Origin of the sequence: Pseudomonas sp., assembly GCF_050739775.1 — a bacterium.
Lineage (GTDB): Bacteria > Pseudomonadota > Gammaproteobacteria > Pseudomonadales > Pseudomonadaceae > Aquipseudomonas.
This window is the reverse complement of record NZ_JBOICA010000070.1, coordinates 1-15664: the sequence shown is the minus strand read 5'-3', so window position 1 is coordinate 15664 and position 15664 is coordinate 1. Positions and strand designations below refer to the sequence as shown.

Genomic DNA, 15664 nt, shown 5'->3' with positions numbered 1-15664 from the left:
TTTATTTTGAAGTTTTTCGTTCAAATTCAACTGCTTGACTCGCTACGATCTCTCGTCAGCGGGAGGCGAATTCTACAGCGTTTCAATCCGCTGTCAACCACCTTTTTCACCGCTGCCGATCTTTCGATCGAAGCCCCTCCGGCACTACCTTGAACATCTAACTCATTGAATCTCAAGGAGTTTTCCGTTCCGACCACGCCGGAAGTGGGGCGAATTATAGAGCGATTAAATGGCACGTCAAGGACTTATTTCAAACTTATGACAACAAGCCCCTGAAGCGCCTCATCTATATAGAAGGGAAGGTAACTAGACCACCTTGGCCACCTGCAAACGCTCGATCTCCGCTGCAGCCAGACCAAGCACTTCGGCAAGTATCTGCTCGGTATGCTCGCCTAACAGCGGTGGCGCATTGCGGTACTCCACCGGCGTTTCGGACAGCCGAATCGGGCTGGCCACCTGCGGAACCTGCCCGGCCAGCGGATGCGCCATCTCAATAGCCAGCCCCCGCGCCTTGACCTGTGGATCGGCAAACATCTGCGCCAGGTCATTGATAGGCCCACAAGGCACACCCGCCTTCTCCAGCTGCGCCACCCATTGAGCGGTAGTCTTGAACACCGTGGCCTGGCGGATCAGTGGAATCAGCTCGGCACGGTTGGCTACCCGCTGTTTATTAGTAGCAAAGCGCGGATCATCCGCCCATCGCGGCTGCCCGGCGACTTCGGCGAACTTGCGGAACTGCCCGTCATTACCCACGGTAAGGATGAAATCACCGTCGGCAGTAGGGAAGTCCTGGTAAGGCACGATATTGGGATGCGCATTGCCCAGCCGCCGAGGTGGCGCGCCGGTAGTCAGGTAGTTCATCGCCTGGTTGGCCAGGCAGGCGACCTGAACGTCGAGCAATGCCATATCGATATGCTGGCCGCCACCATCATGGTCACGATGGGCGAGGGCAGCCAGGATCGCCACGGTGGAATACAGACCGGTAAGGATATCGGTCAGTGCCACACCCACCTTTACCGGCCCGGCGCCTTCCTCACCTTCAGGACGACCGGTCAGACTCATCAACCCGCCCAACCCCTGGATCATGAAGTCGTAGCCCGCACGCTTGGCATACGGTCCGGTCTGGCCGAAGCCGGTAATCGAGCAATAGATAAGCTGCGGGTTGATTGCCTTCAGGCTTTCATAGTCCAGGCCGTAGGCAGCCAGGCCGCCCACTTTGAAGTTCTCGATAACCACATCGGATTTTGCCGCCAACTCACGTACCAGGCGCTGACCTTCAGGCTGGGTGAAGTCGATGGTTACCGAGCGCTTGTTGCGGTTGGCGGACAGGTAGTAGGCCGCCTCACTGGTGTTCTCGCCATAGGCGTCCTTGAGGAAGGGTGGCCCCCAGGCACGCGTGTCATCGCCAGTTCCCGGGCGCTCAACCTTGATCACTTCGGCCCCGAGGTCGGCGAGGATCTGCCCGGACCACGGCCCGGCCAGTACCCGCGACAGATCCAGCACCCGCAGATGAGATAGCGCGCCCATGGGCTGGCTCCTTATTAATAGAAGGACTGGATGCCGGTTTGTGCGCGACCGAGGATCAACGCATGCACGTCATGGGTACCTTCATAGGTATTGACCACTTCCAGGTTGACCAGGTGACGGGCCACGCCGAATTCGTCGGAGATGCCGTTGCCGCCGAGCATGTCGCGAGCCATGCGGGCGATATCCAGCGCTTTACCGCAGGAGTTGCGCTTCATGATCGAAGTGATTTCGACCGCAGCGGTGCCCTCATCCTTCATCCGCCCCAGGCGCAGGCAGCCTTGCAGGGCCAGGGTAATCTCGGTCTGCATGTCGGCCAGCTTCTTCTGGATCAACTGGTTGGCGGCCAATGGGCGACCGAACTGTTTGCGATCAAGGGTGTACTGGCGAGCGGTATGCCAGCAGGCTTCGGCAGCGCCCAGCGCCCCCCAGGAGATGCCATAGCGGGCCGAGTTCAGGCAGGTGAACGGACCTTTCAGACCGCGCACGTCCGGGAAGATGTTCTCTTCTGGCACGAAGACGTTGTCCATGACGATTTCGCCGGTGATCGAGGCGCGCAGACCGACCTTGCCGTGAATGGCCGGGGCACTGAGACCCTGCCAACCTTTCTCCAGCACGAAACCACGGATATCGCCGGCATCGTCCTTGGCCCAGACCACAAACACATCGGCGATCGGACTGTTGGTGATCCACATCTTGTTGCCGGTCAGGCGATAGCCACCGTCGACTTTCTTCGCCCGGGTGATCATCGAACCCGGATCGGAACCATGATCAGGCTCGGTCAGGCCGAAGCAACCGATCCACTCGCCACTGGCAAGCTTGGGCAGATATTTCTGCTTGGTTGCTTCAGTACCGAACTCGTTGATTGGCACCATTACCAGAGAAGACTGCACACTCATCATCGAGCGGTAACCGGAGTCGACACGCTCGACCTCACGGGCGATCAGGCCGTAGCAAACGTAATTCAGACCGCTGCCACCGTACTGCTCAGGGATGGTCGCGCCGAGCAGGCCGACTTCGCCCATTTCGCGGAAAATTGCAGGATCAGTCTGCTCATGGCGGAAAGCCTCCAGCACGCGCGGGGCCAACTTGTCCTGGGCGAACTGATAAGCGCTGTCACGCACCATGCGCTCTTCTTCAGTGAGCTGTTGGTCGAGCAACAGCGGGTCGATCCAGTTGAAGCTTGCTTTACCGGCCATGAGCGAATCCTCGAAAAATGGGACCAGAGTTGTTGTGCATTGATCCTAGGCCTGATCAGCCGACGAGACAAACGAGGATTATGCATAGTCTTGTGATAATTTCTCACTCCGAGACAGCCAAAAAGGCCACTCCTGCGCCTTATTAGTGAGGTTGACGTACATGCGGCGAAAGATCCCCAGCACTGCAGCACTAGTCTGCTTCGAAGCGGCAGCCCGCCACGAGAGCTTTACCAAGGCTTCACAAGAGCTGTCCCTTACTCAGGGCGCCGTATGTCGGCAAATTGCCGGGCTGGAGGAGTTTCTCAATGTCGAACTGTTTCGCCGTTCGCGGCGCGGGGTAAAGCTCACCGAAGCCGGGCTCTCATACAGCCGCCGGGTAGCTGCGCAGCTGGATGCGGTGGAGCGCGATACCTTGTCGGTGATGGGCCAGCAGGGCGCCAACGTCATTGAGCTCGCAGTGGTGCCGACCTTCGGTACTCAATGGCTGCTGCCCAGGCTCAAGGACTTCCAGCAGCGCCATCCGGAAGTCACCGTTAATTTGACCAACCGCACCCGGCCCTTCCTCTTTGCTGACACTCCGTTCGATGCAGCCATCTATTTCGGTGATGCCGACTGGTCCGGCACTCACTCTCATCGACTGATGGGCGAGAACCCGGTACCCGTATGCAGCCCGAGCTTGCTGGGCGGAGCAGGGCAGTTGGATGCCGCGCAGATCGCTCAACTACCCCTGCTGCAGCAAACCACACGCCCGTATGCCTGGCGCCAATGGTTCAACAGCCTCGACATGAACGTTGCGCGCGACATGACCGGCCCGCGCTATGAGCTATTCTCGATGTTGGCACAGGCAGCCATGCATGAGATGGGCGTGGCGCTGATTCCACCGTTCCTTATCCAGCGAGAACTGGCAGAAGGGCGCCTGGTTGTCGCCAACCGACATGGGTTATCAAGCATCAAGGCGTATTACCTGATGATCCCGGAGCGCAAGGTAGAGTCCGCTTCATTGCGCGCTTTTCGTGATTGGTTAGTCGCCGAAGCCGAGCGTTACACCGCAGCACACAAGGATGAAAGCAATAATCTGACCCCGTAGTCAGTAAAATTGGAACCCTACAGATGTACGGAAATGTCGCAATTCACACAACTGTTCCAACACCCCTTAAATACCCCTTAACCCTGCTGTTTATGCGGCTTTCAGAGCATAAATCGCGTTTTGAACACAGCATTCAGAGAATTCGGCGGAATTTTTTCAAAATTTACCGTAATCTCCCTGAAGCCCGTATTTGACGGGCTCCAGGCCTGTTCTTGCGACATTCGGTCACAGGGTGACTTGTAGTTTGATTACCGTCACCCTTCAAAACCGGTTGAAGCAACTCAGGAATCACCTGCAAAATGCCGCGCCCCGCCGGGATTCGGCGGGGTCGTGCTGATCGGCCGCCCCAGAAGCACCATCCGCAGTGCGCTGGTTTACCAACAAAAGATCACGCAGGAGATTTGACGTGCACATTGGTGTTCCACTCGAAACGCAGCCGGGCGAAACAAGAGTTGCTGCAACCCCGGAAACCATCAAGAAACTGATTGGCCAGGGGCATCAGGTCATCGTCCAGAGCGGCGCCGGCATCAATGCCAGTGTTCCGGACAGTGCCTATGAAGCAGCAGGCGCCTCTATTGGCAGCGCCGCCGATGCGTTTGGTGCACAGCTGGTTCTTAAGGTTGTGGCTCCTGACGATAGCGAACTGGCCCAGATCAAGAGCGGTACCGTCCTGGTGGGCATGCTCAATCCGTTCAATAACGACATCATCGCCAAGATGGCCGAACGCGGCATTACCGCCTTCGCCCTGGAGGCGGCGCCACGCACCTCGCGGGCGCAGAGCCTCGACGTGCTGTCTTCGCAGGCCAACATCGCCGGTTACAAGGCCGTGCTGCTGGCTGCTCATCATTATCCGCGCTTCATGCCGATGCTGATGACTGCAGCCGGGACCGTAAAAGCCGCTCGCGTGCTGATTCTCGGTGCCGGCGTGGCCGGGTTGCAGGCCATCGCCACGGCCAAGCGCCTGGGTGCGGTGATTGAAGCCTCGGACGTGCGGCCGGCGGTGAAGGAGCAGATCGAGTCGCTGGGCGCCAAGTTCATCGACGTGCCCTATGAGACCGACGAAGAACGCGAATGCGCGATAGGTGTCGGCGGTTATGCCCGTCCTATGCCAGCCAGCTGGATGCAGCGTCAGGCCCTGGCCGTGCACGAGCGCGCCAAACAGGCCGATATCGTTATCACCACCGCCCTGATCCCCGGGCGCAAGGCACCGACCCTGCTCAGCGCCGAGACTGTTGCGCAGATGAAACCAGGCTCGGTGGTCATTGATCTGGCGGCAGCCCAAGGCGGCAACTGCCCGCTGACCGTTGCCGATCAGGTGGTAATAGAGCAGGGCGTGACCATTGTCGGCCCGACCAACCTGCCCGCGCAGGTGGGTGCCGACGCCTCAGCCCTGTACGCCCGCAACCTGCTCGACTTCATGAAGCTGCTGTTCGACAAGGACAGTGCGCTTGTGATCAACCTCGAAGACGATATCGTCGCCGCGTGCCTGATGTGCCACGACGGCCAGATCATCCGCAAGAACGGATAAGGAGCCAGACAATGGAAGACATGCTGATCTCTCACAGCGTCTATAACCTGATCATCTTCGTGCTGGCGATCTATGTCGGCTACCACGTGGTCTGGAACGTCACCCCGGCACTGCATACCCCCCTGATGGCTGTTACCAACGCCATTTCCGCCATCGTCATCGTCGGCGCCATGTTGGCCGCCGCCCTGACCGTCACGCCGCTGGGCAAGATCATGGGCACCCTCGCGGTGGCCCTGGCAGCGGTCAACGTATTCGGTGGCTTCCTGGTCACCCGGCGCATGCTGGAGATGTTCAAGAAGAAGCCCGCAAAGGTTGAGGGGAAGCAGTAAACATGAGCATGAACCTGGTAACACTTCTCTACCTCGTCGCCTCGGTATGCTTCATCCAGGCGCTCAAGGGCCTTTCGCACCCGACCACCTCGCGGCGTGGCAACCTGTTCGGCATGCTCGGCATGGCCCTGGCGATGGTCACCACCATCGGCCTGATCTACAAGCTGGGCGCCGAGTTAGCTACTGACGGCATTGGCTATGTCATCGTCGGCCTCCTGGTCGGCGGCACCGCCGGTTCGATCATGGCCAAGCGCGTTGAAATGACCAAGATGCCCGAGCTGGTTGCCTTCATGCACAGCATGATCGGTCTGGCCGCAGTGTTTATCGCCATTGCTGCGGTGGTCGAGCCGCAGTCGCTGGGCATCGTCTCCAGCATCAGCGACCCGATTCCGAGCGGCAACCGCCTGGAACTGTTCCTCGGTGCGGCCATCGGTGCAATCACCTTCTCCGGTTCGGTCATCGCCTTCGGCAAGCTCTCTGGCAAGTACAAGTTCCGCCTGTTCCAGGGCGCACCGGTACAGTTCAGCGGCCAGCACAAGCTGAACCTGATTCTGGGCCTGGCAACCATCGGCCTGGGCCTGGTCTTCACTTTCACCGGTAGCTACAACGCCTTTGCCCTGATGCTGATCCTGGCGTTCATCATGGGTGTGCTGATCATCATCCCGATTGGTGGCGCCGACATGCCGGTGGTGGTGTCGATGCTCAATAGCTATTCGGGCTGGGCGGCTGCCGGTATCGGCTTCTCGCTGAACAACTCGATGCTGATCATTGCCGGTTCCCTGGTAGGTTCGTCCGGCGCCATCCTCTCGTACATCATGTGCAAGGCGATGAACCGTTCGTTCTTCAACGTGATCCTCGGCGGCTTTGGCGGCGCCGCAGATGCTGGCGGCCCGGCTGGCGCGCAGGAGGCCCGCCCGGTGAAGTCCGGCTCGGCCGATGACGCGACCTTCCTGCTGAGCAATGCCGACACCGTGATCATCGTTCCAGGTTATGGCCTGGCGGTAGCCCGTGCCCAGCACGCGCTCAAGGAACTGACCGAGAAGCTGATCCACAACGGCGTCACCGTGAAGTATGCAATCCACCCGGTGGCAGGGCGTATGCCCGGTCACATGAACGTGTTGCTGGCAGAAGCCGAGGTGCCGTACGACCAGGTGTTCGAGATGGACGATATCAACTCCGAGTTCGGCCAGGCCGACGTGGTGCTGGTGCTCGGCGCTAACGACGTGGTCAACCCGGCGGCGAAGAACGATCCGAAATCGCCAATCGCCGGCATGCCGATTCTTGAGGCGTTCAAGGCCAAGACCATCATCGTCAACAAGCGCTCCATGGCCAGTGGCTATGCGGGCCTTGATAACGAATTGTTCTATCTGGACAAGACCATGATGGTTTTCGGCGACGCCAAGAAAGTCATCGAAGACATGGTCAAGGCTGTCGACTAAGCCTTTATAAGGCTGTGACAATTAGCCCCAGCGCGGTACCGGCTGGGGCTTTTTAGTGCCCGGCCCGCGGACAGAAGGCTCTATTTCATGGCTTCGCATTCGACCTTGGTCGCGGGACGCCGGACGGCTAAATCACTAGACTGCGCATCTAGCTTTAGTAGCCCGAGATAACAATCCATGTACCGTGATCGTATCCGCTTGTCCTCCCTGCACAGCAAGGTAATGAGTGCGGCTGATGCCGCCGGCCTGATCGAGGACGGCATGACCGTCGGCATGAGCGGTTTCACCCGCGCAGGCGAAGCCAAGGCCGTGCCACATGCATTGGCCGAACGTGCCAAGCAATCGCCGCTGCAAATCAGCCTGATGACCGGTGCCAGCCTGGGCAACGACCTGGACAAGGAACTGACCGAAGCCGGTGTTCTGGCCCGTCGCATGCCATTCCAGGTCGACAGCACACTGCGCAAAGCCATCAACGATGGCAAGGTCATGTTCATCGACCAGCACCTGTCGGAAACCGTAGAACAGCTGCGCAACCAGCAACTGAAGCTGCCGGACATTGCAGTCATCGAAGCGGTCGCCATCACCGAACAAGGCCACATCGTACCGACCACTTCGGTAGGCAACTCGGCCAGCTTCGCCATCTTCGCCAAACAGGTGATCGTCGAGATCAACATGGCCCATAACGCCAACCTGGAAGGCCTGCACGACATCTATATCCCGACTTACCGGCCAACCCGCACGCCGATCCCGTTGGTAAAAGTCGATGACCGCATCGGCAGCACCGCGATCCCGATCGACCCGGCCAAGATTGTCGGCATCGTTATCACCGAGCAACCGGACTCGCCGTCCACCGTGCTGCCACCCGATGATGAGACCCAGGGCATCGCCAACCACCTGATCAACTTCCTCAAGCAGGAAGTGGCGGCCGGGCGCATGACCCACAAGCTCGGCCCGCTGCAGGCCGGTATCGGCAACATTGCCAACGCGGTGATGTGCGGTTTGATCGATTCGCCGTTCGAAGACCTGACCATGTACTCCGAAGTACTGCAGGATTCGACCTTCGACCTGATCGATGCCGGCAAGCTGAGCTTTGCCTCGGGCAGCTCCATCACCCTGTCGAGCCGTCGCAATGCCGACGTCTTCGGCAACCTGGAGCGCTACAAGGACAAACTGGTCCTGCGCCCTCAGGAAATCTCCAACCACCCTGAAGTGGTGCGCCGCCTGGGCATCATCGGCATCAACACCGCCCTTGAGTTCGACCTGTACGGCAACGTCAACTCCACTCACGTCTGCGGCACGCGGATGATGAACGGCATCGGTGGCTCCGGCGACTTCGCCCGCAACGCTCACCTGGCGATCTTCGTCACCAAGTCCATCGCCAAGGGCGGAGCGATCTCCAGCGTGGTGCCCATGGTCAGCCACGTGGATCACACCGAGCATGACGTCGACATCCTCGTCACCGAGCAAGGCCTGGCCGATCTGCGTGGCCTGGCGCCACGCGAGCGTGCACGGGTGATCATCGACAACTGCGTGCACCCTGACTATCGCGAAGCGCTGAATGATTACTTCGCTCGCGCCTGTGAGCGTGGCGGTCATACCCCGCACATCTTGCGCGAAGCCCTGGCCTGGCACGAAAACCTGGAAGAAACCGGGCGCATGCTCGCCAACTAAGCCGCACAGTTTTCAGCCGGTGGTGCGCAATGCTCACCGGCTGAACAGTTGCCACCGTCGACTAGCCATAAACTGTTCTACTGTACCGGTGTTTTCACCCCGCATTTCCTTCTCATCATCAAGCCCCCACCCGAAAATGCACCAAACTAGTGCCGACAGGTACAGTTTCGCCTATTCAGAGCGCAACAGTGCTCTAAAACAGTTAACTGGCCTATCACAATGCAGGCGAACTGTATCTACTGTTATGGACGACAGAGGAGGATCATTGGCATCAGTTAAATCACTACCTAATGCCGCCACAAGCGGAAGGATGACATCATGGAACGTACCCTCAGTTCCGATCTGGTTTTCGAAAGCACCAACCAACAAGCCAAGGCCGCGCTGCCACTACGCCTGCTGGCCAATCTGATGCTGTGGCAACGCCGCATCGCCAGCCGCCACCAGTTGGCCCGTCTGGATTCGCGCCTGCTGGCCGACGCTGGGATCAGCGAAGCACAGCGCTACGAAGAGCTGAGCAAGCCGTTCTGGCGTTAATGCAGGGCTCGCCGGCCATGGCCGGCACCTCGAATTGCAAAGACCCGTCGCAGGTGACTGCTGACGGGTTTTTTCGTTATGAAGCCGCGGAATAGAGCGGCTGCGACTGCGATAGATACAGTTTTACAACAGTTATTTCTTATAGGTACAGTTGATAAACCTTGCTGCGCCCTTGTCCAATTCGCAGTTGTGACCGCGTGATACCCTTAGCACCCAGCCTGGTAGAAAGTAGCGCAACCGGCTGAGCGTGCGTCTGATACATAGAACCCGCCTAAATCCAGGAGATCGACCATGTTCCGTTCACGCTTGTTTGGCGCCGCACTGGTACTGGCTCTGGCTTCCACTGCCAACGCCACCAGCTTCGTCGTAACCACTGACGCCGTGGTAGGCGCAGTTGCCGCATCCACTGATGCCACTACCGACGTGTCTTCGTCGTTGCGTGACGACAAAATCGTGCGCGCCGCCCGTGACGACGCTGCCAGCTTCGTTGCCAGCCACGGCGAGATCCGCGGCGTGAAGCTCGAAAGTGCCTTCGCCCACATCCGCCAGCAGGCCCCAAGCCTGCAGGCCAGCGACGCGCAACTGGCCCAGGCCATTCTGGCGATCTGAGACCGCCTGCTTCCGGCCTCAGCCATGTAACAACGTGCAATGAAGCCGGGCACCCTGCGCTGGTCCTTGCCAGCGCATTGGGATAGCCTTTGCCGTCTGATTCGCCAGCCTTTCGAGACCCATGCGTTATCTGTCATTGCTGTTGCTTGTGTTCTGCTGGACCAGTACCGCCCAGGCCCTGGACCTCACCACCAATAACCTTGTCGTCAGCGGTTACGTCTCCAGCAAGGTGACCTCGGCGCCCTTCGATCGCAAACGGCTGCTGGATGCGCAAGATGATGCCGCCGCGTTTGTCGCAAGCGACGGCCAGATACACGGTGTCCGACTGCAGGCAGCCTTGAACCGGTTGCGCCGTGCCCACCCCGAACTTCCTGCCGCTGACCTTGAACTGGTGCAGACAATTCTCGTCCAATGATTACCCTCGTTCTTCCGGAGATGCTCCATGCGTAAGCCGCTGATTGCCGCCACCCTTGGCCTTCTGTTGCTGGCCGATGTCGCCCAGGCCCAAACCCTGGTGGCCACCAGCAACATCATCGTGCGCGCTTTCGGCCGTACGATCGACTTCACGTCCGATACCACCACCTCGATCCGTGATTCCAAGGTCGTGCGTGAAGCCCGTGACGATGCCGCCAGCTACGTCGCCAGCCGCGGTGAAATCCGTGGTGCCCAGCTGGAAGCCGCCTTCGATACCCTGCGCCAGCGCGTACCTGAAGCACGCCTGGCCAGCGATCAAGTCCTGGCTGAAGCCATTCTCGCCCTGTGAACACCCTGCGCGCCTGGTTGTTGGGTGGCCTGCTGACGCTACTGGGCGGCCCAGTACTGGCCGATCTGCAGCTGCAACTGCAGACTGAAGGCCTTGAGCCTGCACAACAGCGCGCCAGCCAGGCGCTGCTGAATGAGGCCATGCAGGCCCTGCCGCCCAGTTTCAAGGCACGGCTGGACCGCCGTATCCAGGTCAGCTGGAGCACGAAGATGCCTGAAGATGCCTACGGCCAGGCATCGCTGGTATCAACACTCGAGCTCAATCGGCGACTGTTGCCCGGCCTCACCGACGGCAGCGCTGCCACCCGCAAGACCGACCGTCCCCACGGCACTGTGCGCCAGGAACTGCTGGCCACTGTGCTGCACGAGCTGACGCACATCTATGATCGCGCCCACCTCTGGCAGGGCAGCGAGCGGCGCCTGATCAACCAGTGTGCCCGGCACTTGAGTAGCCAGGGCAAGGTTGGCCTGCCCGAACAATGCCGCGGCCAGAGCGAACGGCGCTTCACCCTCAGCGATGATCCGCGCCTGCTCGACCTGGCCGGCTGGCCGCAATATGTCGGACGGCGCGGGGAGCGCGAACAACATAACCGCCAGGTGGCCCGTAGCCCCGACAGCTACGAACTGAGCAGCCCCAAGGAGTTCATCGCGGTCAACATGGAGTATTTCCTCCTTGACCCGAGCTTCGCCTGCCGTCGGCCAGCAGTGCAGCGTTACCTGAAAGCGCATTTCGACTGGGCACCGGAGCATCCGGCCTGCCCGCAAGCGCTACCGTTTCTCAATGCCGGCAACGACTTCGCCAAGACCCCACTGGGCGAGATCGACCCGGAGCGCGTGTATACCGTGGACTACCTGCTGGCAGAAGCCAACCAGAATTGGGTCAGCCGCTGGGGTCACAGCATGCTGCGCCTGGTCATCTGCGCCCCTGGGCGCCCACGCGGGCCTGATTGCCGGCTCGACCTCGACCAGCACCTGGTGCTGTCGTACCGCGCCTTCGTCAATGATGTGCAACTGTCGAGCTGGGATGGCCTGACAGGCGCTTACCCCTCACGCCTGTTCGTGCTGCCCCTGGCCCAGGTCATCGACGAGTACACCAAGACTGAACTGCGCAGCCTCGCCTCGATCCCCCTGAAACTTGAGCGCAACGAGCTGGAAAGCCTGGTCCGCCAAGCGGCCGAGATGCACTGGAGCTACGACGGCAACTACTACTTCCTGTCCAACAACTGTGCGGTGGAAACCCTCAAGCTGCTGCGCAGCGGCACCGCCAACCCGCGCCTGGCAGACCTGGACAGCATCGTGCCCAATGGCTTGCTGGAAGTACTGCAAGGACGCGGGCTGGCCGATGTCAGCGTCCTCGATGATCCGCGCGAGGCGCTACGCTTGGGTTACCGCTTCGACTCCTACCGTGACCGTTACCAGGCCATGTTCCTGGTGCTCAAACAGCAACTACCGATCCCACAGGACAGTGTCGAAGGCTGGCTGGATCAGTCTGCCGAGCAACGCCAGCAATGGTTCCGACAGGCTGATCTGCGCACCAGTGCAGCGCTGCTTCTGTTAGAGCAGGCCAGCTTGCGCAAGCAACTGTTGCTGGCCCAGGACGAGGTTAAACAGCGCTATCTGACCGGTCGGGCAGCGAATGACGCCAGCGTGGCCAAGGCCAATGGCACGCTGCAGCAAATTCTCGCCAGCAGTGGTTTTCTCAGCCGACCGGCAGAACTGCTGGGCAGCAGCGGCTACGGCTTGCCGCAAGCAAGTGAACGCAAGCAGTTGATCAGTGAGTCCAGTCAACGGCAGAAGCAGTTGCAAACACTCAGTGCCGATCTGGATAAAGAAGTACGTGCACTGCTTGGCCCTGCCAGGGCTGCTGAAATTGCCGCAGTAGAGACCAATATCAAGCAGGTCGGCGAACACTTGCGTGCCCTGCATAAGGCCGCAGGTGGCTTGCAGCTACCCTGAGTACCTCAGCTTAGAGGGTTTCTTCCGGCTCACCCGGAAGCTGCTCGTCCAGATGCAGCCAGGGCAGGCGGCTACTGGTCCAGATATGCCGGTTGGGCCGGGCCAGCTCGGGCTGGTCCAGTGTGGTAATGGTGATGTCGATGGTTTCCGGGCTCAGGTCCGTGGTCAGCGCCACATGAGCCCCGCATCGGCTGCAGAAGTAGCGCACGCAGCTGGGTGAAGAGTCGTAACACTGCGGTGTACCGCTCAACCACTGGAAATCAGCGCAGGGCAGGGTCGCCCAGGTCACCAGCAGTCCACCGCTGACCCGTCGACAGACCGAGCAATGACAGTGGGCAACGTCCGACAATGGCCCTTGAACCCGATAGCGCAGGGCGCCGCAATGGCAGCCACCTTCATACGTATCGCGCATCGCTTCTCCCTCCCGCCCCTTTGGCTTAAGGCCAACAATGCACCTCTCGTCGTCTTTGGGCCAGCGAAAGCTGGCTGAAAGCTTGCCGACTTAGGATTGCCTCCACCACCGGCACAGACCGGTCAGCCAGGGCACCTGACTTCTTGTACGGCGCCCGGCCCAATTAACAACAACAATGGTGATTCTGATGTTCGCTTACAACCGCCTCCCCGCTGCACACCCTCCGCTATTCCATGCGCCGCGCCTCGCGCGCTGAATCCGCCCGACTCGTTCCTTTTCGACGCGATACGCCTGGAGTACTCCTATGCTGACCTTCCTCGGCTTTGCCATGGTCATCACCTTCATGTACCTGATCATGACCAAGCGCCTGTCGGCCTTGATCGCCCTGATCCTGGTCCCGATCATTTTCGCCCTGTTCGGCGGTTTTTCGGGCGATATCGGCCCGATGATGCTGCAAGGCATCACCAAGCTGGCCCCGACCGGGGTGATGCTGATGTTCGCCATCCTGTATTTCGGCCTGATGATCGATTCCGGCCTGTTCGATCCTGCCGTGCGCAAGATCCTCAAGATGGTCAAAGGTGACCCGCTGAAAGTCTCGGTGGGCACCGCAGTGCTGGCCCTGGTCGTATCGATGGACGGCGACGGCGCCACCACCTACATGATCTGCGTGGCAGCCATGCTGCCGCTGTACAGCCGCCTGGGCATGAGCCCACGGATCATGGCCGGCCTGATCATTCTCGCCGGCGGAGTGATGAACATGACCCCTTGGGGCGGCCCGACCGCTCGTGCCGCCAGCGCCCTGCATGTCGACCCTTCGGATATCTTCGTACCGATGATCCCGCCCATGCTGGCAGGGGTAGTGGCGATTCTTGCCATCGCCTACATGTACGGCAAGCGTGAACGCGCCCGCCTGGGCGAGTTGCACCTGCCAGGTGACGAGATCGACCATAGCGAAATCAGCGTTTCACAGTTCCCCGATGCGCGTCGTCCGAAAATGATCTGGTTCAACGGTGCCCTGACCGCAGCGTTGATGGTTGCCCTCGTCGCTGGCCTGCTGCCACTGCCGGTGCTGTTCATGGTCGCCTTCAGTATCGCCATGATCGTCAACTACCCCTGCCTGCAACAGCAGAAGGACCGCGTAGCGGCTCATTCCGGCAGTGTGCTTGCGGTGGTCGGGCTGATCTTCGCCGCCGGCATCTTCACCGGCATCCTGTCGGGCACCGGCATGGTCGAAGCCATGTCCAAAAGTCTACTGGCAGTGATTCCTGAGGCATTGGGCCCATATCTGGCGGTGATCACCGCGATCGTGAGCATGCCGTTCACGTTCTTCATGTCCAACGACGCCTTCTACTACGGGGTCCTGCCGGTACTCTCCGAAGCCGCCAGCCACTACGGCATCTCGCCCGTGGAAATGGCCCGCGCGTCGATCGTCGGCCAACCGGTGCATCTGCTCAGCCCGCTGGTACCCTCTACCTATCTGTTGGTGGCCCTGGCCGGCATCGACTTCGGCGATCATCAGCGCTTCACCCTGAAGTGGGCAGTGCTGGTCTGTCTGTGCATAATGTTCGCCGCGCTGCTCATGGGAATTTTCCCGCTGTTCAGCAGCCTATAAGACAACAGATTCATCCAACCGCAGCGGCGCCCCTTACCCGGGCGCCGTGCATTTATCGCACGAAGGAATACACATGGAATGGCTGACCAGCCCAGAAATCTGGGTTGCCTTTTTTACCCTGACGGCTCTTGAGATCGTTCTCGGCATCGACAACATCATCATGATCTCGATCCTGGTCAGCCGCATGCCCAAGCACATGCAGCAGCGTACCCGGATTTTCGGCCTGGCCCTGGCCATGATTACCCGTATCCTGCTGTTGCTGTCGATCACCTGGGTCATGCGCCTGACGGCCGACCTGTTCGTGGTGTTCGACCAGGGTATTTCAGGTCGTGACCTGATCCTGTTCTTCGGTGGCCTGTTCCTGTTGTGGAAAAGCTCCCAGGAGATCTACCACGGCCTGGAAGGCGAGGATGAAACCCACGACGAGCCTGCCGGTAAAGGTGGCCAGTTTCTCTACACCATCATCCAGATTGCCATCATCGACATCGTGTTCTCCCTGGACTCGGTGATCACGGCAGTCGGCATGGTCTCCCACGTTCCGGTGATGGTCGCGGCGATCGTTGTCGCGGTGCTGGTGATGATGCTCTGCGCCGGCGCCATCAGTAGCTTCATCGACAAGCACCCTTCGCTGAAGATGCTCGCCCTGTCGTTCCTGATCGTGGTGGGTACCGTACTGATCGCTGAAGCCTTCGAAGTGCATGTGCCGAAGGGCTACGTCTACTTCGCCATGGCCTTCTCCCTAGCGGTCGAAGCCATCAATATCAAGATGCGCACGGCCATGGCCCGGAAGAAAAACCAGGAGCAAGGCGAACCGGTGAAGCTTCGCAGGGATATTCCGGGTCAGTAAACCTGGAGCGTCTGGAATCAGGGCCCTACGCAGACTGTGTGAAAACCTAGCAATCTGCCCGGCCCTTTAAGAGAATGCTCCGTATCGAAGGATACGGAGCATTTTTCGTTATGGCCTACATACAAGGAGAGTCCCGCAGCCAGACCAGCCTGTTC

15 protein-coding genes are annotated in these 15664 nt (G+C 59.8%); 12 read left to right on the top strand and 3 right to left on the bottom strand.

The annotated features are described in order from the left end of the window. Nucleotides 1-306 precede the first annotated feature (306 nt). A complete protein-coding gene (locus ACRESH_RS23425) occupies nt 307-1527 on the bottom strand; it encodes a CaiB/BaiF CoA transferase family protein (RefSeq protein WP_431744210.1) in 1221 nt (406 codons plus the stop codon). A gap of 14 nt (nt 1528-1541) precedes the next feature. Further along, complete coding sequence (locus ACRESH_RS23420) at nt 1542-2723, bottom strand: acyl-CoA dehydrogenase (protein WP_431744209.1); 1182 nt, start codon at nt 2721-2723, stop codon at nt 1542-1544. A 160-nt stretch (nt 2724-2883) separates the two neighbouring features. Here ACRESH_RS23420 and ACRESH_RS23415 point away from each other — a divergent pair, with 160 nt between their 5' ends. The 10 genes from ACRESH_RS23415 to ACRESH_RS23370 all read left to right on the top strand — a co-directional run bounded on the left by ACRESH_RS23415 (nt 2884) and on the right by ACRESH_RS23370 (nt 12638). Continuing rightward, entirely contained in the window at nt 2884-3810 is a 927-nt protein-coding gene (locus ACRESH_RS23415) for a LysR substrate-binding domain-containing protein (protein WP_431744208.1), read from the top strand. A 406-nt stretch (nt 3811-4216) separates the two neighbouring features. Next, on the top strand, nt 4217-5338 hold the full coding sequence (locus tag ACRESH_RS23410) for a Re/Si-specific NAD(P)(+) transhydrogenase subunit alpha (RefSeq protein ID WP_431744207.1): 1122 nt from the start codon (nt 4217-4219) through the stop codon (nt 5336-5338). An 11-nt stretch (nt 5339-5349) separates the two neighbouring features. After that, a complete protein-coding gene (locus ACRESH_RS23405; RefSeq protein WP_431744206.1) occupies nt 5350-5667 on the top strand; it encodes an NAD(P) transhydrogenase subunit alpha in 318 nt (105 codons plus the stop codon). A 2-nt stretch (nt 5668-5669) separates the two neighbouring features. After that, a complete protein-coding gene (locus ACRESH_RS23400; RefSeq protein WP_431744205.1) occupies nt 5670-7106 on the top strand; it encodes an NAD(P)(+) transhydrogenase (Re/Si-specific) subunit beta in 1437 nt (478 codons plus the stop codon). A gap of 177 nt (nt 7107-7283) precedes the next feature. After that, nucleotides 7284-8777 (top strand): acetyl-CoA hydrolase/transferase family protein, encoded by a 1494-nt coding sequence (locus ACRESH_RS23395; RefSeq protein WP_431744204.1) that lies wholly within the window; start codon nt 7284-7286, stop codon nt 8775-8777. Nucleotides 8778-9095: 318 nt separating this feature from the next. After that, the gene (locus ACRESH_RS23390; protein ID WP_431744203.1) at nt 9096-9311 is read left to right on the top strand and encodes a DUF1127 domain-containing protein; all 216 of its coding nucleotides are present in this window, start codon (nt 9096-9098) and stop codon (nt 9309-9311) included. A 291-nt stretch (nt 9312-9602) separates the two neighbouring features. Next, entirely contained in the window at nt 9603-9920 is a 318-nt protein-coding gene (locus ACRESH_RS23385) for a DUF2388 domain-containing protein (protein ID WP_431744202.1), read from the top strand. Nucleotides 9921-10041: 121 nt separating this feature from the next. Further along, nucleotides 10042-10335, top strand: coding sequence for a DUF2388 domain-containing protein (locus tag ACRESH_RS23380; RefSeq protein ID WP_431744201.1), 294 nt, complete (start codon nt 10042-10044; stop codon nt 10333-10335). A 27-nt stretch (nt 10336-10362) separates the two neighbouring features. Then, entirely contained in the window at nt 10363-10683 is a 321-nt protein-coding gene (locus ACRESH_RS23375) for a DUF2388 domain-containing protein (protein WP_431744200.1), read from the top strand. Further along, complete coding sequence (locus ACRESH_RS23370; protein ID WP_431744199.1) at nt 10680-12638, top strand: DUF4105 domain-containing protein; 1959 nt, start codon at nt 10680-10682, stop codon at nt 12636-12638. The genes ACRESH_RS23375 and ACRESH_RS23370 overlap by 4 nt, the downstream gene beginning before the upstream one ends. Before the next feature lie 10 nt (nt 12639-12648). On the opposite strand, the gene ACRESH_RS23365 is transcribed toward ACRESH_RS23370, so the two are convergent. Then, nucleotides 12649-13050 carry a GFA family protein gene (locus ACRESH_RS23365; protein ID WP_431744198.1) on the bottom strand — a complete coding sequence of 134 codons (402 nt, stop codon included), beginning with the start codon at nt 13048-13050 and terminating at the stop codon, nt 12649-12651. 304 nt (nt 13051-13354) lie between these two features. Here ACRESH_RS23365 and ACRESH_RS23360 point away from each other — a divergent pair, with 304 nt between their 5' ends. Together ACRESH_RS23360 and ACRESH_RS23355 are read left to right on the top strand one after the other, a co-directional pair. After that, nucleotides 13355-14662, top strand: a complete 1308-nt coding sequence (locus ACRESH_RS23360) for a CitMHS family transporter (RefSeq protein ID WP_431744197.1) — start codon at nt 13355-13357, stop codon at nt 14660-14662. Between the two features lie 73 nt (nt 14663-14735). Next, nucleotides 14736-15509 carry a TerC family protein gene (locus tag ACRESH_RS23355; RefSeq protein WP_431744196.1) on the top strand — a complete coding sequence of 258 codons (774 nt, stop codon included), beginning with the start codon at nt 14736-14738 and terminating at the stop codon, nt 15507-15509. The last annotated feature ends 155 nt before the right edge of the window (nt 15510-15664 follow it).